We start from the raw sequence: 19,299 nt of genomic DNA, 5'->3' as shown, positions 1-19,299 counted from the left end.
GGGATGCGGCCACAAGCGCGGACAGCCGTCAAAGGTTCAAGGGCGGTCAGTGCCGGCGTTGAGCTGGCGCGCGATTTCCGCGGCGGAGCTGCCGTCACCGTAAAGATTGGCAATCCATTGCGGGCGTCGGCTGTCATCGCAGGCAAACTCGAAACCAGCCTTGAATTGCTTGGCGTCTGTTCCCACCAGGGTGTTCCATTGGCAGTCAACCAACTCAACCCATTCCGTTTCATCGCGCAGGGTAATGCACGGCACCCGATGGAAATACGCTTCCTTCTGCACGCCACCGGAGTCGGTCACGATCACGCGGGCATGCTTCTCCAGCATCACCATGTCGAGGTAACCCACAGGGTCGATCACGCTGATGCGATCCGACAGGCGGCCGCCGCCATCGAGGCGTTCCATCGCCGCCCTGGTGCGCGGGTGCAAGGGCAGTACGACATCCAAATGCCCCGCGGCATGATTGAGGCATTCAATGATCTGCCGTAAACGCTGTGGGTCGTCGGTGTTCTCGGAGCGATGGATGGTGGCCAGGGCATAGAGTCCTGCCTGCAGCCCAGTCGCTTGCAAGATGGTGCTGGAGGCTTCTGCCACGCGACCGTAATACAAGGCCGCATCAAACATCACGTCGCCTACGCGGCGCACGGCGAGCTGACTAACGCCCTCTTGCGCGAGATTCTTCACGGCGCTATCGGTCGGCGCGAAGAGCAGCGTCGAAATATGGTCCGTCAATACACGGTTGACTTCTTCCGGCATGCGCCGATTGAAGGAGCGCAGCCCGGCCTCGACGTGCGCGATCGGAATATGCAACTTGGATGCGGCCAACGCGCCAGCCAAGGTTGAATTGGTATCGCCGTAGACCAGCACCCAGTCGGGCGCCTCCTTGATCAGAACCTCTTCGATCTTGATCAGCATTTGGCCGGTCATCTGGCCATGCCCACCGCCGTGAACGCCAAGATGATAGTCGGGCCTGGGAATGCCGAGCTCGTCGAAAAATATATCCGACATGTTGTTGTCGTAGTGCTGTCCAGTATGCAGGAGAATCTCTTTCGCTCCCGGCAAGGCCGCAATTGCGCGAGAAACTGCTGCCGCCTTAATGAATTGGGGGCGAGCGCCAACCACCGTCACTATCTTCATTTTTCCCTGCCGACGTTAAATTGCTTTACCCACATTCCAAAACTGACAATGCGCCACACGACAAAATTGAAGGGACGCGCACCCGACACAATGTCGTCGAATAGCGCTAGCGCCTTACTGTTCAGAATGCCTTTCGATGCATTGATGGCCGCTTCCACAGCCTGCCGAAACTTCTCGGGAGCCTCATGACGCACCCAAATTTCTTCCGGAGTAACAAAACCCAACTTGTCCATACGCATACGAACCCGTTCCGGCAAGATGTCCTTCATTGATTCGCGTAATACGCGCTTGGTCACGCCTCCGGCTAACTTGAAGCCGTCGGGCAAGGAAAGCACATACTCGACCAGGCGGTAGTCCAGGAAGGGAACCCGGGATTCGATCGAATGCGCCATGGAATCGCGATCCTCCCAGTGCAACAGCATTTGCAGATTGGTCGCAGTCAGTTGGGCGCGGGAAAACTGCTTGAGCGAATCGGTCTTCCCCCCCAGGCTCGCGAACGGATCCTGTGGCTGCATCTTCATCGTTTGCCAATTGAGCCAATCGGCATGCGCGGAAGCCTTCCCCCCCAACTTGCGCAGCGCCTGGCGCATGGCTTCGGGCAAGAGCATGTTTGCAAGGTGTTTCAGCGAGGTCAGTTCGGAGTAACCGTGAACGCGCTTATTGGCCTGGATTTCCCGCCACAGGGTCAGCCACTTCCCTTGTTTGAACAGGCCGGCAAAGTAAGGAGCAAAGAAGGTGTGATATCCGGCCAGTTGCTCATCGGCGCCCTGGCCGTCAAGCATCACTTTTACCCCGGTCTCCGCGGCCAGCTGAAACACCTTCCATTGCGCAAAAATGCTAGTGGACCCAAACGGCTCATCCTGGTGCCAGGTTACCTCTTCGCAAATGTCGAACAGCTCGCTCATCTCGGGGAAGGTGTAGTGCGCCTCCACGCCAGTCTTACCGACCACCTCGCTGATGTAATCCCGCTCGTCGAAACGCTTGACGGAAGAGCAGGCGGAGAAGGTTTTCTGCAACCCCTCGGCGCCGGCCTGCTGCATCAGCTGATTCATCAAGGAGACGATAGAGGAGGAATCAAGTCCGCCCGACAAGCATGAACCGACGGGGACATCCGCTCGCAAACGCAACCGCACGGCCTCGGTCAGGCGCTCCTTGAATCCCTCCGACGCCTGGTTCAGATCGCCATCAAAGCCCTTATCCGCCAAGTGATACCAATCGTAGACCGGCAGCCGGGCGTTGGTCGCCGAAGAGATGCGGCTCAGTTCATCAATGCCAATATCGAGCGCCTGCCCGGCCTTGAGCTGGAAGACGCCCTGGAATAAGGTTTCATCTGTGTGGTCGGTGACCCCCCAATTCAGGAAATCATAGACGCGCTGTTCATTCATGCGCGCTTGCCACGAGGGCAGCCCGGTGAACTGCTTGATTTCCGACGCGAACGCGATACCGTCCGGAGAGGCCCAATAGTAGAGCGGCTTGACGCCAAACCGATCGCGAGCGATGAAGACCCGGCCCTTCAACTGGTCAACCACGATAAAGGCAAACATGCCATTGAAGCGCGACAGGCAATCGACACCCCACTGCCGATAGGCCGCCAGGATGACTTCCGTATCGGAATGGGAATCGAAGCGCTCGCCCAGCGCTTCCAGTTCCACACGCAGCTCAATGTGGTTATAGACCTCACCGTTATAGACGATCCAAAGCTTGCGATCCGAACTGCACATCGGCTGGTGGCCTGCAGGCGAGACGTCGACGATCGATAGGCGACGGTGGCCCAACGCGACCGCCGCATGCGTCTCGGCGGTCGCCTCCAAGACTGCCGAAGGCGCGTAGGCATATGGGCTCGAATACGCGGCGGCAGGCGTATCCTTTCCGCCCAGCGCCGTCGGCGCGCCACTGTCGTCGAACAGCACAAAACCCTCGTCATCCGGACCACGATGGCGAATGATGTCCGTCATACCGCCGATCCGGGAGTGCGCCGCTCCCGAACGGCTGAAAACTGCAGCGATTCCGCACATATCTACGCCAACCTCTTCATGTCGTCGGCCTTGCATACGTATCTTGCGAAAGCGAAATACAGGCCGTACAAAATAACCTCGTGCACCGCGTACACAATCAAGAAAGTCTTAACAGGGACACGTAGCCACGCAACAAGCGTCAGCACCGTGAAACTGCAACAGAAATAAATGAGCTGCCACAGCGCCCCCACACGCACTCGCTCCACAACCAGGAATACCGATGACACAGGTGACACTGCCAGGCGGACCAGGTATGCCACCGCCACCACACGGCCATATTCACCCGCTGTCGACCAGCCTTTGCCGAGCACGAGTTCGAACATGAACGGCGCCAGGAGCACGAACAGCACAAAACAGGGAATGGAGTAAATCAGCAACTTGAGGCTGGTTTGGTTCAGCAACGTCAATAGCGGCTGCTTCTGCCGCCGTTGCTCGGATGCATGCTGGAAAAATGCCTGTGCCACCGATGCCCCGATCAACGCCAGGGGAATGATCAGCAAACGATGCGACTGGGAGTAATAACCTAGCGTGTCGCTGGAATAGAAACGCGAGAGCATGAAGACCACCACGCTTTGTGTCGCAGTATCAAGCAACGCCGCCGGCGCGGAAAACAGGGGATATTGCCGATAACGAACCAGCAAGACGCGCAACCTCAGCCTGGAGACGCCCTGCATCGTCCACCGGAGCGTCCTGAAGAAATAAATGCCTGCGGCCACCAGACCCAACACATAGCCTGCGAGCAAGCCGACGAAACCATAGTGCCCCAGCCCGATCACCACGCCAATCAAGCCCGTGGCAACACTTTGCAGTACGCGGCCGCGCACCAGGCTTGGATATTTCTTCTCCCGGGCAAAATAGATCGCGTATATCTGCATGATGCCCGTCGCAAAAATGGGCAACGCAGACCATTTCACCCAGGGCTCCAGAGTGGACTTGCCAAGGAAACGCGCAATGTGATCGGCTCCCGCAAAAGTGACGCATCCAATCAGGACGCTGCCAATGAGCGTGACAAGCGCCGACAGCGTCAACAGGTTGGACAGTTCCACCTTGTTTTTTGCATGCATGACCGTCAATTCGTAGCGGCCGCAGACCACGACACCCAATACCGACACAAAGGCCGTAAATGTCGCCAGCAGGCCGAAATCCGATGGCGCGTAGAAGCGCGTCAGCACAGGCGTCAGCAACAGGGGAATAGCCTGCACCAATCCTGCGCCGCTCACGAGAGTAATCAGATTTTTTCTAAATTCAGTCATGTTATATGCCGTGCTGGCCTGTCGCCCACCTCGTAAGACAGGAAGGTATCCAACCTCGTTCACCGCTCCATGGCCTCAGCAATCCGATGAGCATCAACGACCTGCGCCAATTGATGGTCGATGCAAATCTCCGCGCGATGCTTACCCGATCTGACCAGAACCGTTATTCTTTTCCCGGACACAGTTCTTGTAGGTTTCAAGCATACGCACCGCAATCTGATGCGGATCGTGCCAACGTTCCACAAATCGCCTGCTGCGCATTCCCATCTCCGGGAGCAGACCCCGATCCGTGGTCAGACAACGTTTAAGCACTTCGTAGATCGTTTCCGGCTCGGCCTGCACCACCGGCAACTGCGCGCGCATTTCCTCCGGGACGAATTTCAGGTCCGCTTCCCGAATGTATGCAATGACCGGCTTGCCCAGAGCCATTAGCTCTACCGCAATCCCGCCATACCAACCTGCCAGTAGCTGATCAACAAGAATATCAGCGCGTTCATAGAGACGCCGCGCCTCATCCTGTCGCATGCCCTCGACCATCACGAACTCGAAATCGATACCCTCTTCCTGCAGGCGGGACACGGCGTCCAAAATGAAACGCGTGCCTTTGACCCCGCGATGGCTGGGCGCATGCAGCACCACGGGGCGGACATTCTGCTCGGCTGGGGTCCGCTCCACCACCGACCATTCACGCAAGTCGATATGACAATACGGCAGAAATTGTGCATGCTCAGGGAGGACATGCAGCAGATCTGGATTCAAAGAAAAAATACGATCCACATATTTCGCGTATTTCGCGATGCGTACCCGCTTGAGACGATCGGACTCAGGCGAGTAGTAGGCTTGGTCCACCTCGTTGGCAAACGTGATGGGAAAATTCTCTCGGCAATAGTCTCCCTGGCGCGCGTCGTCTCCCTGGTATGTCATGACCGTCACCTTGCCGCAAGCCTTCAGCAATTTGACATCCAATAGCTCAAAGACACGGAAATACGCTTGAATCAGCCGACGCTGCAGCCAGTTGAATTCGACGCGATCAATCGGACGGGGCGCCGGCATGATTGCCTGGCCAAAATTGAAATGCACGACGTCGAAGGAAAATGCCCGGAAAAATAATTCCCACTTTGCCAGCTCCAGACGCAGGCGCCCGACCGGCTTAGACAAGAGCATCTTGTCGCTCTTATAGCCGAAACTACTACCACGCAGGGCGACCGCCGTACTGTCAAGTCCGACCTCGCGCTCGGCCTTGGCTAATTGCTGAGCATTGCCACCGACGATCTCGGGACAGTGTAATACCTTCATCGCGGCGCCCTGACGCCGCGCACGGTAATGCCATAGTGATCCTCATGCGCGTGGACAACGGATAGTTGATTCGCACTGAACCACTCGAGAACCTCTTCCATCGTGTGTCGCGAACAGAGCTGGGGATGGTACCAATCGTAGTTGATCACGACGTTGTCGTTCTTGGAAAACTCATTGTTCCAAAAACACTTCATAAAGAAGTGATAGATGAATCGCTGCAGGTCGTATTCTCCGGCCTCAATACCGAGCACATCGACCCCAGGCACGTTGACCGTAACCTTCAGATCCGACAGCACCTTGCCCAATTCGGTAATCTGCTCGCAAGCCTTGTAGGCGTCCTCATAAGACAAGGCGGCAATACGATCCCGCACGAAGTCGTCCACGAACTCGCGAACGGGGGCCTTTTGCTTATAGACATAGATGGCAATTTCGCCATCATCCGACAAAATACCGACAAGATTGCCAAAGGCGCCACGCGGATCGCTGGTGTGATGCAAGACCTCCTGGCAATAGATGAAATCAAAGGTTCCGATGTCGGACAAATCTCCCAGGAGATCCTTGTCGTGGAAAGCCACATTCACGGCCCCTGCCAGATTGGCTTTGGCGATCTGCGCAGCCACCAAATCGATCCCGACCACCTCTGTTTTTTGCGGATCCGAGTATCGTCGCAGCATCGCAGTGACGCGGCCGTTGCCGCAGCCCGCGTCCAGAATCCTTTTTTTCCCGTTCAAGAACGCGCTCAGTCCTGCGCCATCAACCAGTCCGTTGCGCGTGACGATCCAATTGAAGATATCGGATCCTTCATCAGCTGTTTGGTCAAAAGCCAGCTCAGTATTCTTTTCCCACTTGTCCTGGAAACTCTGGCGCGTATTGTTTTTCTCGCTCATTCTATTCTTTAAAGGATATCGTCCAAGCCTGCTGCGAAATGGCGCGAAGGCGTATTGAGGTGTTTTTTCATATTTTCTATGTCACCTATCAAATTCGCGGGCGTAACTTGCATGTCATGCTCAAATACGGGGGCGACCCCCAATCGGTCGCCAATGATCTTCGCAATCCCCTTCAACGTCAACACTTCAGGCCCAGCCACATTGATCTTGTGGAAGCCTTCCAGCGATAGTGCAGCTTGCAGCGCCATGACCGCATCGGAAACATGCGTGGGATTGATCATGATGCCATCCGCACCTTGCAATTTGATGGCAACACCATTGCGTACGTTATCGACAAGTCGCGGCACCAGCATGCTGCGCTTTTGACCTGCGCCATACACAAAGAAGAACCGCAAAGAAATGATGTGCATGTAAGGCCGATAGTTCTCCGCAAGAATTTCGGCGCACAGTTTCGTTGAAAGATAAAAACCAAGGTTTCCGGAGGCGGGGATGGCGAAGTCCTCGGAGAAACCATCACTCCCGGTACCGTACACGCCTCCGCTCGAGGCATAGATGAAACGCTGCGCACCCGCACGTTGCGCGTAATCAAGAAAGGCGAGCATCTGCTCCGTGTTGACCCGGAAGACATCTTGAGCCTTCGCCGGGAAATCCCGGAAGTCCTCGGATTGCGCCAAATAGACCACCGTATCGATACTTTCCGGCAGTTGGCTGCAATCCAGCTCGCGCCGCAAATCCATGAGATGCCAGGTCACCCCTGCCTCAGGCGGTTGCGGCGAACGTGAAATTGCATGTACTTCGCAGGTACCGGCAAGTTTCTTGATGAAATGGGAGCCGATCAGGCCGCTCGCACCTGTAAGCAATAATTTCTTCACGTTATGGTTTCAGCTTCAAAAAGGAATTGAGGAATTTGGCACTTACCAATCCCACCGGTACGGCGCCTGCCAGCACCAGGATCAGCACAAGAAGTTTCACGGCAACCAACCAGGCAACAATATTGCCATCAGGAATCAATATCAGGCCACCCAGCGCCAGCGGAAACAAGCTGCACCCATAAAGCAGCCGGCCTTTTTCCAAGGGTATCGGATGGAGACGCTGCGTCCAATAAAGGAAAAACAAGGTCAACACGAGATACGATATCAATGTGGCAACGGCCGCTCCGATTGCCCCGGCCCAGGGGATGAGCCAAAGGTTGAGTCCGAAATTAGTGGCGCCGGACAAGATCGCTCCGCAGGTCAGAAGTCCGCTTCTCCTTTCCAGCGAAATGCCAACCGCCGTGATTTGCGTCGTCCCGAACGCCGCCGCGCCAAGCGCAACAAAAATCATCACCGGCGCCGCCGGCCAGTATGGGGCCGGCGTAAACGTCATAAGCAGCTCGCCGGAAAATAACGCAATACCAAGCCCAATGAAGGCCAGGCAGAACAGCCAGATCGACAATACCTTGCTATATGTCCGACGGTAGTCCGGATCATCGCGCAGCAGGCGGATGGCATACGGACTCCAGGCCTGCCCAAAGGCGCTGACAACGAACGTGACGATCACGGCGAACTTGAACGCTACACCGTACAAGCCCACCTCGACCGAATTCCCAAGTTGTGCCAGCATCCATCTGTCCATCGCATTGGACACCCAATATGCGATGCCGGCGAAAACGAAGGGATAACCGAAATGGAGCAGGGTCTTCAGGATTCGCGCACTGAATCTCCACACCAGATCCTCTCGCACCATCCAGAGACCAAGCGGCACGGTCAGGAGGGAGGCGAGAAGAGCGCCCAGGAACATCCCCGTCAATCCTCCCTCGTAGTGCAGCACGAAGACCAAGCCGAGGGCAATGCCCAGGATGTTCTTGCAAAACGAAATCAGCAGGAAACGCAACGGCGAAAAGCGCAGGCGAATCGCGTCCAACAGATACTGCAGCATCTGGTCCGGAAGGATCGCCAGCAGCGCCAAGGACAGCGCACTCCAGGGAATGGCGTATTTGTCCGCAATGAATTGCTGTTGCCAGGCGAGACCGAACCACAAGAGCGTGGTCACCGCGACGCCGGTGATCACCAATTGCACAAAACCGGTGGTCACCAGCAGAGGGCGGTCTTCCTCGGGAGTGGCAGGGTCCCAATAGAACCGCTGGACCGCGTTGTTCACCCCGATGTTGATGAAGACGCCGACCAGACTTGAAGATGCCGCCAGTAACGCAATCGTCCCAAACTCGGCGACAGTAAACAGATGCGTATAAATCGGAAAAACCGCGAAACCAATGATCTTGAAAAGAAAATCTCCACCACCGTAAATCGCAGCATCCTTCCCCAGCTTGCGAATCATGCTGCCTCGGAGCGGGAAGGAATATTGTTGTTGACCAGTGGATGCTCCACTTTCGGGGAGCGCTTCACATACGCGGACTTGATGGGATGGAACAGCGACATCAGCTCAACATCCTTGTTACCCTTGAGTATCCGGTCGTAAACAGCCCCGAAGAGATATTGGCTGGCCTCATAGGAATGGTATTTCTGGACATAAGCCCTGTTCGCCAAACCGAGCTCCTTACGCAGGGCTGGAGAGCTGACCAGCGCACGCAGCACTTGCTCAATTGTTTCCGGCGTGGCCGACACCACGGGGCATTCATTCAAATAGGAGAAGCGGCGGAAGATGCTTGTATAACGATGATCGGAAAGATTTGCGATGACAGGCAATCCGGATGCCATGGCTTCGATGGCCGCCATACCATAGCCAGGCAGAATTAATTGATCCGCATGGATGTCTACCTCCTGCATCGTCGTCCTGATTCTGCTGTTCTGAACCCCTGACAACGTCACCAGCTCCACCTGCAACCCATCCCGCTGTAAAGCCGCCACAGCCTCATTGATGAACTCGGTTCCCTTGACGCCGACATGATTTGGATTATGCAATACTCTGACAGCACGATTGCGCCCATCTGAATCAGAATAAGAAGCCTTGCACACCCATTGCTGCAGATCAATGCAAAGCATGTTTCCAATCGGCACGTCCCATCGCGACAAGCCTTCCAGGGTGTAGCCTGCCAGAATGATGTCGGCATGACGCACCCAGTATCCTACACGGGTGTCGATCGCCTTTTCGCGACGCGCGGCCTCTGGATAGGATAGCAACAGGCCATGACGGATGCATGGGTCAAATACCTTGGAATAGACATAGAAATCGGCACCATAAGGCATGATGATCGTTCTGATCCCGAGCATCCGATAAAAGATCGCTTCCAGCCGCCACAGCCGGGTACGACTAAACGCGCCGCCGTCGAAGGAAATATGCAGCACGGCGGCATTTCGGGCAAGGAAACACAGTACCAACCACGGCATAATCGCCTTGCGCAGCAATTGCGGCTTTACCAAAGGAAAGATGTCCTCGAAGTAGAGATCAAAATCCTTCCTGTCGTTGATGCCGCCGTAGTAGCCGGACATCAGCGTCAGAGACTGGTAGCCCAGCGCCCGAACTGCTGCAGACCAATATTTGTTGTTGATGATGGGGGTATGCCCCCATACGAGCCGATCTGCTTTTTGTCGCTTTGACAAGACAAACGCGATCGGTAACATTACCGGCAAGGCAAGCAACAATACAAGATCCCGCACGGCGGCGAGAAAAGGACGAATGAGCATAGATCGGTTATAGAGTCTGCTGAAAGATGACTTCAGGCGGGAGCAAGAACCGCAACACCAAACCCATGCTTCCCGAGTTCGTCACCGTTATAAAGCATCCACCAACGGCCCTGGAATTGGAACACGTTTGGATAGGCAATCATTACCTTGGCAAGCTCATCGCCAACGGTGATGCCAGCGAGTTCATCGTCTCTGCTCCAAGCCAAACCGTCCCTCGATGCCGCGTACCCTATCCGGTACTTCCCCAGAGAAGGATCGACATAGGAAAACCACATGCGGTAATCGTCGGGACCGAATTTAGCAACCGAGGAACGCGCGATATTCTTTTCGCCCGGCGCAAAATCAATTGCGACATTCCCATCACGCCGCCATAGGATTCCATCATTGGATTGAGCATGTTTGATGTGATAGTGTGACTGCAATCGGCTATCGGCATCCTTGGTCCACGCCACCCCAGAAATGTATGTCATGCGCCATACACCGTCCTCGATATAAACATTGGGGGACGATACAAAACAAGGATCGTGCTCTCCACGGCTAAGTATTGGACCGGGTAGTTTTTCGAAATTCAGGCCATCATTGCTAACAGCAACACCTATCGAAGCATAGAATAGCGGCGCCTCCGCGCCTCGGTTCCATCCGATGTAATACATGTAATATTTACCGCGGAAGGACACGACACTGGATGCATAGACTCCATGCTCCTCGAATGTGCCGATTCCCTCGCCTTTAAGGAGAGGCAGAGGCGGGCTGGGTTCAATAAAACGAAGATCATCTCCATCGATCTGCATATCCACGAAATGCACGGCGGAATGCTGATGCTCATTGCGAGCGGCAAAATACACTCGTACCCGTCGCTCATCCATCACCAGCGCCGTTGGCAGCTGCGCATGGGAACACAGCCCGAATTCGGGGCGCACAGGCAGCTTATAGAAACCAACTTTTTTCCACTGATTCATTTCATTTCCTCACAACGATCGTCCACTCCCACAAAGGATAGTCATGGATTAAAGAAACTCGCTTGGAAAAATTTTTCTTGCAGAAATCGAACCAGTCGCAAGGATTGCCATAGTAAAGATGCGGCTCTTCCCAATCAACATAGGAGGTCAGCATGTTGAACGCAAAACCTCGTCGAGAAAATCTATCCATTTGTGCGATTTTTTGCTCAACATAAGATGTCCAAGCCGCTCTTTCAGCATCAAAACGCACGTTGAACGTACCTGAAACAAAGGAATAGTCTGCTTCTGTCGTAATGTCCGGAGACTCTATCAGCTGAAGATTTTTTTGCCTCGGCGACAAGGCGGCACTCGCCGAAGACAGCATTTCCTTGCTGATGTCGTATCCGTTATAGCCGGCGATTTGCAGACCCAATTCATCTTCGAAGAAATTTGCCATCGCGCCGTAGCCACACCCGTAGTCGTTCACGGAAAACGGCTGATCCGGGTCCTGTACGACTTGCGCCAGCTTGATGAATCTCATCTTCTGGCTGTCCTCACTATTCCAGCCTACCGACTGAGAGCTTGTCCCCAAACGCTGTAAATTCGATGTGTAAAGCTCTTCAATTTTCTTGAGTTGGTTGTCGACGCTCATCTCAAAACCCCAATCGATTACTTGTAATTCTTCTTGCTTCAGTACCCTCTGGCATATACACGCTTCGAGGAGCCGTGTCCTGCATGATCAGCGATCCGGCACCGATAAGGGTCTCGTCCGCCACTTTTATTCCGTCCCGGAGTGTCGCGTTGACGCCGATGAATACATTGTCCCCGACCTCGCACGCGCCTGAAATCACCACATGCGAAGAGATGAAAGCATGACAGCCGATCTTGGCGTGGTGGCCGACATGATTGCCGCTCCATAGCGTCGTGTTATCCCCGATCACGCTAAACGGCTGGATAGTATTGTCTTCGAAGATGAAGACATTTTCCCCCAGCTGCGTAGAGTTCCATACTTTCACGTCGGGATGCACGAAGGTCGCGCATTCATAGCCTTTTTCCTTCATCGATTCGAAGAGTCTCTGGCGAATCTTGTTCATCTTGCGGTATCCGACCGCGACGAACACTGCAAAATCACTGGACGGAAACCTCGACGGCAGTTCGTCGATCAAGTGCAAAGGCAAGCCAAGATAGACGTCTGCCTTCTTGAACTCCGGGTCACAGGCAAACGCCACTACTTCGTAGTCGGAGAATTCTTCGAAGTATGCGAAGACCACCTCGGCAAAACTTCCGGTACCGACAATAACGAGCTTCTTTTTCATGCATCCTCCTTACGCAACGCACTGAACGGAAGGACAAAAAATCCCGCATATTCTTGCAGCAACTCTTGTTTTGACGCATTCACAACGTCAGGCGAAAAAAGTCGCGTGTAGTAGTAGTACTGATAATCCGTCGTCCCCCAACGCTTCTTGAAGTCGTAGACGCCACCCTGGGTCAGCCAGGTCCCGCCCCAGTTCCAATGCACGCAGCCGGCGTCGATGGCGTCCTGCATGGCGCGAAAAATCGATAAGGACAAGGCTTGGGTGCTGCGAAACGCTTCTTTGACCACAGGGCAAAAATACTCAACAGTCCGGTTGAAGTAAAAGACCAGCAAGGCCGCAACGCGTATCCCGTCTTTTTTGGCTGTATATATTTTCCAGTCCGACGCCGGCATCGATGACAAGGTCAGGTCGAAGAACTCCCTGCTCTTTGCCAGGCCACCGATGGCGCGCATGTTCTCCACGTGCGTTTCATAAAGAAACTCCATCGCCAGCCTGTCGTTGGAACAGGAAATCTCAATGCCTTCCTTGATCGCCTTCTTGATATTTCTGGGCCTCGGATCCTGAAAGGAGTCCATCAGCGTAGACGATGGTTTCCCATCAAAATGCGTGAACTGGCCGATCCTCTCGTCCAGGCAGTCGTACGCCGTTACCTCGTGATAGAACGGCCCGTCCTTCTCAAGCGGATTCGAAATGAGGGTCGCGCTCGCGGCGCCCTGCTCCATGGCAAGCTCGTAGTAACGGGCAACCAACCGGCGCTTGGCTTCAAGATGCTCATGCTGCTGCACCACGCCGCCATTGCTTCCATAGTAGGCCAGGGAATTGAAGACCGCTCCGTACTTTCCGCTTTTCTTCAAAAACGGCAGTACTCCTGCAATGCTGCCCTCGTCGCGGGCGACCAGCCACGCGGCTTCAGCGGACAGATGCGTGGACACCAGTCGCATGAATCGAGGCGTCGTATAAATCAGCGTGTTGGGACAAGTCTCTAGGTAGGTCTGGATCTCGTCGCCGCCCACGCCTTTTTCCAAGACGATGTTCAGCATGTGGTCTGCTCGAGGAAACTGTTGAAGTTCAACAGAGACCAGATCAGCAAGCGCCTGTTTTGCGTTCCGTTCAAATGTTGATTGACCAAGGCTTCGACACTGGTGCGATCAAAATATTCATAGATCGGCGAAGTGCGGCCCATCAGCTTGCGTCTGACAAAATCGATGCTTTCGCCCTTGAACCAGCTTGCGTCCGGCGCGGAGAAGCCCTGCTTTTCTGCTTGCGTGACATCCTCGGGAATGTGGCGCTTCATCACATCGCGCAAAATCTGCTTGCCATCGCGGGTCTTCTCGAAGAATTTCCCGGTCTTGTTGCCGCTCTCGTTTTCGTTGATACGCACGACCTCGGACAGATTGTTTAGTTTGAGATCCACCGGGCAGCGCATCGCAAACTCGACCAAATCATTGTCAAGGAATGGCACCCGGCTTTCAAGTCCGTGCGCCATGCTCAACTTATCTTCGACGACCAGCAGGCCATGCAGGAAGGTCTTCGCTTCAAAGTACAGGGAGTGATTAATGTAATCCTCAGGAGAACTCAAGGTTGTGTCGTGATGCTGGAATACATCGCGGAAAATATCCCTGGTTCGGATATGGCTCACATCGCCCCAGATCGGCGCAAACACGTCCTTGATCGCGCTGTTGGGGATCAGCCGCTGCCAATACAGGTAATACTTGTCGATGTAGCTCTCAAAATTGTCGTTCACCACCGCGCGATAGTAGCGCCAGGGGTAGCCGCCGAACAATTCATCGCCGCCCGCGCCGCTCAACACGACCTTGACGAACTTGCTCGCCAGTTTCGCCGCGTAGAAGTTGGGATAGCTCTGCCCCACCCGCGGCTCTTCCAGGTGCCATGCGAGGTTTGGCAGCGCACGCTCCATGTCGCCAGCCTTGAGCACCATCTCGTAGTGCTCGGTCTTGAAGTGGTAGGACATGGCCTCGGCCTTGGTACGCTCGTCGAATCCGAGTTCAATGCCGGATGCAGAACTGAGGTCGAAGCCGCAGGTGAAGGTCTTGAGGTATGGGAAGGTCTGCGCCGCCACGGCGGTGATCGAGCCCGAATCCATGCCGCCGCTGAGATAGCTGCCCAGTTCGACATCCGTCATCAGCTGGCGATTAACCGCTTGGCGGAACAGGCGATCGAGCTCTTCTCGATATTCCTCCGGATCTGCGCGATGCGCCGGCTCGCGGAAACGATAGTCCCAGTATTGCGTCGTGGAGAAACGAGGAGACGGCGCATTGAGATCAAGCACGCCATAGTGCCCTGCGGGCAGCAGTTGGATATCCTGCAGCAGGGTGCGGTCGGTGAAGATGTTCTGGAACGTGAAGTATTCCAGCAATGCCTCCTTGTTCAGGCGCGCTGAAAAATCCGGCAGTGCCTGGATAGCCTTTTGCTCGGATCCGAATGCAAAGAAACCGCCCTGGCTGCAAGTATAGAGCGGCTTGATACCGTAACGATCGCGCGCCAGCAGGAGCTTGCGTTCCTTCCGATCCCAAAAGGCGAGCGCAAACATGCCGTTGAAGCGATCGAGCGCCTTGACACCCCACTCCGACAGCGCATTCAGGACGACTTCTGTATCGGTCTGCGACCGGAACCAGTAGCCAAGCGCCTCCAGCTCCTTGCGCAATTCACGAAAGTTGTAGAGCTCGCCGTTGTAGCTCAGCAGGTAACGGTGATCGACGCTGACCATGGGCTGCGCGCCGGAACTTGACAGGTCGATAATGGACAGCCGGCGATGCCCCAGGCCGACGTTACGATCGACCCACTGCCCTTCGCCGTCAGGCCCGCGGTGCGCGATGGCATCGGTCATCCGCTTCACGATGGCGGCGGAGACCTCCTTGTTGTCCAGGCGGACGAGGCCAGCAATGCCGCACATCGTCAGTTCAACGCCTTGATGGCATCCACGACGTAACGATAGTCCTCTTCCGTCATGCGATTATGCAGAGGAATGGCCATTGTGTTGGCGTCGCAATCGCGCGCGGCAGGAAAATCATCCGGCTTCAGCCCGAAGGTCTGGCGATAGTAGCCCAGCATATGAACCGCATGCGTACCCGGACGCGTGGAGATGCCCTTTTCCTGCAGGCGCTCCATGATGACATTGCGCGGCAAGGGCGCTTTCTCCGGGTCGACGTACGTGACGAAAGCCTGCAGCGCATGCACACCGTCCTCGGGGAAGCGCGGCATCTTCAGCCAGTCGATTTCCGCCAGCTCCGCCACATAGAAGTCCGCCCAGCGGCGGCGCTCTGCGATGAGCTTGTCGAGCTTGCCCAGTTGCACAAGGCCTACCGCGCCCTGCAAGTCGGTCATGCGATAGTTGTAGCCCAACAAATTGAAGTCTGCGAGCAAGTACGGACGTGGCCCATTGTGGCGCTGCTCTTCGGAGATCGAAGCGCCATGGTTACGCAGCATGTCGGCCACATTGGCAATGGTATCGTCATTGGTGGTGACCATACCGCCTTCGCCGGTGGTGATCGACTTGCGAGGATGGAAGGAGAACGCCGCCGCATCGCCCAAGCCGCCAGCGTGTACGCCTTTGTAGCTTGCTCCCGCGGCGCAGGCGGCGTCTTCGACGATCTTCACGCCCTCAGGCACGACTGCGCGGATAGCGTCCATGTCGGCGCACAGACCGAACAGGTGCACCACGATGACGGCCTTCGTGCGCGGCGTGATCTTCCTGGCGATATCGGCAGGATCGATGTTATTGGTATGCCGCTCCACATCCACGAACACTGGAGTGGCGCCGCAATAGACGACGACGTTGGCGGTCGCCACCCACGTAAACGCGGGAACCAGCACCTCATCGCCGGGGCCGATGCCCATTGCCGCCAGGATCAGGTGCAATCCGGTGGTGCAATTGGAACTGGCCAGCGCCCGTTTGACACCATGCCGCTGGGCGAACGCTTTCTCAAAAGCCGCCACCTTCGGCCCTTGCGTGAGCCAGCCGCTCATCAGCGGCTCGCGGCAGGCCTCCCACTCCTCTTCCCCGGTATATGGGAGGGAAATCTGGACAGTGCGCTTCATTGCCTGCTCTCCTTCAGATACCGACCGCAGCGCGGCGCGCACGCACTTCTTCGATGTGATTGGCACGCCACTCGATGAGACGACGCAGCCCGTCGCGCAGGTCGATCTGGGCAGTGAAACCGATTTCTTCCGACGCGCGCTTGGGCGAACCGATACGGTTGCGCACCAGGGTTGCCTGACTGCGCGGCGCATAGTTGATAGGCTTGGAGCTATGGGTCAGCTCCAGCAGCATTTCGGCCAACTCCTTGAGCGAGGTGCGCTTGCCGGTGCCGACATTGTAGAAGCGATCCGCGACGTCGGATTTCATGGCGCGCAAGTTCGCCAAGCCGCAATCCTCGACGGCGACAAAATCAAAGGCCTCGGAACCATCGCCCAGGATGGTCGGGCTTTCGCCCCTGTCGATCGCGTCCAGCATTTTCATGATTACGGCGATGTAGGCGCCATGATAGTCCTGACGGGGGCCGTACACATTCATGTAGCGCAAGCCGACGAAATTCAGGCCATAACGGTGATGGAAGGAACGCAACATGGCTTCACCGGCGATCTTGGTGGCGCCGTAGAAGTTCTTGTTGTTGAACGGATGGTCTTCCGTCATCGGTTCTTCGACCGCGTCCCCGTAGACCGAGGCGGACGAAGAATAGACCAGGCGCTTGACGCCCTTCTTCACGCAAGCCTCCATGACGTTGAAAGTGCCACGCACATTCACGTCGAACGCGCTGCGCGGGAATTCATGACACTGCAGCAGCCACAGGGCGGAGAAGTGAAACACGCCGTCGGCGCCGTCAAAGGCGGCCTCGAGAATGTCCGTCTGCAGGATGTCGCCGCCAATATCGAAGATCTTGACTCGAGGATCTTGCAGGGCGTTTTGCAGGTTTTCGCGGCGGCCACGCACGAAATTGTCGTAAATGACGACTTCCTTGACGTCTTCCTTGATCAGATGATCCACCGTATGCGATCCGATCAGTCCGGCACCGCCCACTACTACAATCTTGCTTCCCTTGAGTTCCATGATTTCGCTCTAATTTGTTAATGATCAGTTGCCCTGCCCACGGCGAGATGGCGTAAACCGCCCGCCCCGCATGACGCAACGATTGTCTTAGCGGGCGCGCATTGCTTCCGAGACGGCTGCAACAACACGGTCCTGCTCCTGCTCCGTCAGATCCGCCGACATCGGCAGGCTCATCACGCGCGACGCGGCCAGTTCCGCCTGGGGCATCGGATCGTTGCCGATGTACTGTTTGTAGGCAGGCTGTTGATGCAGAGGAACGGGATAGTGCACGGCAGTAGGTACGCCGGCATCGGTCAACAACTTCTGGATGTCGGCGCGTTGCTCGACGAGAACGGTGTACTGGCCGTAGACGCTGGTTCTGTCGGCGCGCTGCTGTACGCGGGCAACACCCGTCGCATCCAGCAATTCGTTATAGCGGCCGCCGACGCGCTTGCGCTGCTCGATTTCCCATTCGAAGCGATCGAGCTTGGCCAGCACGATCGCGCACTGAATCGTGTCCATACGGCCACCGACGCCGATACGGGTGTGTACATAGCGCTGGCTCTGGCCATGCACACGAATCTCGCGGCACGCCTGCGCAAAACCTTCATCGCTGGTAAAAATCGCGCCGCCGTCGCCATAGCAACCCAACGGCTTGCTGGGGAAGAAGCTGGTGCAACCAATACGCGACAGGTTGCAGCTCTTCTTTCCCTTGTATTCGGCACCGAAGCTTTGAGCGGCGTCTTCGATCACGGCGATGCCATGCCGATCGGCAATAGCGTTGATCTCGTCCATATCCGCCGCTTGCCCATACAGGCTCACGGGCATGATGGCCTTGGTGCGACCGGTGATCTTGGCTTCGATCTTCGAAGGATCGATGTTGCAAGTGTCCGGCTCGATATCGACAAACACCGGCGTTGCACCTGCCAGCACGATCATCTCCGCGGTGGCGACAAAGGTAAACGGGGTGGTGATCACTTCATCGCCAGGACCGATACCCAACGCCATCAAACTGATCAGGAGGGCTTCCGTGCCGCTGGACACGGTAATGCAATACTTGGCGCCGGTATAGGCAACCAGCCGCTCCTCGAGTTCCTTGACCTCAGGCCCCATGATGTATTGACCGTGCTCGAGAACACGATTGATACGCTCCTGAATCTGCGGCTGCAGAGCTTTGTATTGGGATTTCAGGTCGATGAAGGGGATCATGGGGTGAGACATGTGCAGACGCCGTCTTTCAGTTGATATTGGACTCCGGTATGAACGCAGGTGGTGATGGCGTCGCCCTTCAGCGGCAAATCGAGGCGTTCGCCAAAGCGACTCATCCATCCGATCTGACGCGCTGGCACGCCTGCCATCAGCGCATAAGCCGGCACATCCCGGTTGATGACCGCACCCGCGGCCACGAAGGCATATTCGCCGACAGTCGCACCGCACACGATAGTGCAATTTGCTCCCAGCGTGGCGCCCTTGCGTACCAACGTCTTGCGGTATTCATCCTTGCGAACGACCGCCGAGCGCGGGTTGTAGACATTGGTGAACACCATGCTGGGGCCGCAAAACACGTCGTCCTCGATGGTCACCGCGTCATAGACCGATACGTTGTTCTGGACCTTGACGTTGTTGCCGATGCGCACATCGTTGCCGACGAACACATTCTGTCCAAAAGAGCACCGGTCGCCGATGACGGCGCCGCCGGAGATGTGCACCCAATGCCAGACACGGGTGCCCGCGCCGAGCAGCGCACCTTCATCGACGATGGCCGTCGCGTGGATTTGGGCACTCAT

At 56.0% G+C, this 19,299-nt stretch carries 17 protein-coding genes; all 17 read right to left on the bottom strand.

Annotated features, from left to right (window positions below; all coding sequences use genetic code 11):
- Positions 1-36: 36 nt before the first annotated feature.
- On the bottom strand, positions 37-1,137 hold the full coding sequence (gene wecB / locus Herbaro_RS02145) for a non-hydrolyzing UDP-N-acetylglucosamine 2-epimerase (RefSeq protein ID WP_275012199.1): 1,101 nt from the start codon (positions 1,135-1,137) through the stop codon (positions 37-39).
- A complete protein-coding gene (gene asnB, locus Herbaro_RS02140; RefSeq protein WP_275012198.1) occupies positions 1,134-3,152 on the bottom strand; it encodes an asparagine synthase (glutamine-hydrolyzing) in 2,019 nt (672 codons plus the stop codon). The genes wecB and asnB (Herbaro_RS02140) overlap by 4 nt, the downstream gene beginning before the upstream one ends.
- A 2-nt stretch (positions 3,153-3,154) precedes the next feature.
- Entirely contained in the window at positions 3,155-4,405 is a 1,251-nt protein-coding gene (locus Herbaro_RS02135; protein ID WP_275012197.1) for an oligosaccharide flippase family protein, read from the bottom strand.
- Positions 4,406-4,546: 141 nt separating this feature from the next.
- On the bottom strand, positions 4,547-5,701 hold the full coding sequence (locus Herbaro_RS02130; RefSeq protein WP_275012196.1) for a glycosyltransferase family protein: 1,155 nt from the start codon (positions 5,699-5,701) through the stop codon (positions 4,547-4,549).
- Positions 5,698-6,588 carry a class I SAM-dependent methyltransferase gene (locus Herbaro_RS02125; protein ID WP_275012195.1) on the bottom strand — a complete coding sequence of 297 codons (891 nt, stop codon included), beginning with the start codon at positions 6,586-6,588 and terminating at the stop codon, positions 5,698-5,700. Before Herbaro_RS02125 ends, Herbaro_RS02130 begins: the two co-directional genes overlap by 4 nt.
- Positions 6,589-6,596: 8 nt before the next feature.
- A complete protein-coding gene (locus Herbaro_RS02120; RefSeq protein WP_275012194.1) occupies positions 6,597-7,460 on the bottom strand; it encodes an NAD-dependent epimerase/dehydratase family protein in 864 nt (287 codons plus the stop codon).
- A gap of 1 nt (position 7,461) precedes the next feature.
- A complete protein-coding gene (locus Herbaro_RS02115) occupies positions 7,462-8,904 on the bottom strand; it encodes an oligosaccharide flippase family protein (RefSeq protein ID WP_275012193.1) in 1,443 nt (480 codons plus the stop codon).
- Positions 8,901-10,211, bottom strand: a complete 1,311-nt coding sequence (locus Herbaro_RS02110) for a glycosyltransferase family protein (RefSeq protein WP_275012192.1) — start codon at positions 10,209-10,211, stop codon at positions 8,901-8,903. Before Herbaro_RS02110 ends, Herbaro_RS02115 begins: the two co-directional genes overlap by 4 nt.
- Positions 10,212-10,243: 32 nt before the next feature.
- Positions 10,244-11,170 (bottom strand): glycoside hydrolase family protein, encoded by a 927-nt coding sequence (locus tag Herbaro_RS02105; protein ID WP_275012191.1) that lies wholly within the window; start codon positions 11,168-11,170, stop codon positions 10,244-10,246.
- Between the two features lies 1 nt (position 11,171).
- Positions 11,172-11,801, bottom strand: a complete 630-nt coding sequence (locus Herbaro_RS02100) for a class I SAM-dependent methyltransferase (protein WP_275012190.1) — start codon at positions 11,799-11,801, stop codon at positions 11,172-11,174.
- Position 11,802: 1 nt separating this feature from the next.
- Positions 11,803-12,465 (bottom strand): acetyltransferase, encoded by a 663-nt coding sequence (locus Herbaro_RS02095; RefSeq protein WP_275012189.1) that lies wholly within the window; start codon positions 12,463-12,465, stop codon positions 11,803-11,805.
- Entirely contained in the window at positions 12,462-13,505 is a 1,044-nt protein-coding gene (locus tag Herbaro_RS02090; RefSeq protein WP_275012188.1) for a GNAT family N-acetyltransferase, read from the bottom strand. The genes Herbaro_RS02095 and Herbaro_RS02090 overlap by 4 nt, the downstream gene beginning before the upstream one ends.
- Positions 13,499-15,379: an asparagine synthase (glutamine-hydrolyzing) gene (gene asnB, locus Herbaro_RS02085; protein WP_275012187.1), complete on the bottom strand. Its 1,881-nt coding sequence runs from the start codon at positions 15,377-15,379 to the stop codon at positions 13,499-13,501. Before asnB (Herbaro_RS02085) ends, Herbaro_RS02090 begins: the two co-directional genes overlap by 7 nt.
- A 2-nt stretch (positions 15,380-15,381) precedes the next feature.
- Complete coding sequence (locus Herbaro_RS02080; protein ID WP_275012186.1) at positions 15,382-16,524, bottom strand: DegT/DnrJ/EryC1/StrS family aminotransferase; 1,143 nt, start codon at positions 16,522-16,524, stop codon at positions 15,382-15,384.
- Between the two features lie 13 nt (positions 16,525-16,537).
- Positions 16,538-17,533, bottom strand: a complete 996-nt coding sequence (locus tag Herbaro_RS02075; protein ID WP_275012185.1) for an NAD-dependent epimerase/dehydratase family protein — start codon at positions 17,531-17,533, stop codon at positions 16,538-16,540.
- A gap of 87 nt (positions 17,534-17,620) precedes the next feature.
- The gene (locus Herbaro_RS02070) at positions 17,621-18,718 is read right to left on the bottom strand and encodes a DegT/DnrJ/EryC1/StrS family aminotransferase (RefSeq protein ID WP_275013943.1); all 1,098 of its coding nucleotides are present in this window, start codon (positions 18,716-18,718) and stop codon (positions 17,621-17,623) included.
- The gene (locus Herbaro_RS02065) at positions 18,718-19,299 is read right to left on the bottom strand and encodes an acyltransferase (protein ID WP_275012184.1); all 582 of its coding nucleotides are present in this window, start codon (positions 19,297-19,299) and stop codon (positions 18,718-18,720) included. Before Herbaro_RS02065 ends, Herbaro_RS02070 begins: the two co-directional genes overlap by 1 nt.

Source organism: Herbaspirillum sp. WKF16 (assembly GCF_028993615.1).
GTDB lineage: Bacteria > Pseudomonadota > Gammaproteobacteria > Burkholderiales > Burkholderiaceae_D > Herbaspirillum.
This window is presented reverse-complemented; position numbering and strand designations above follow the sequence as displayed.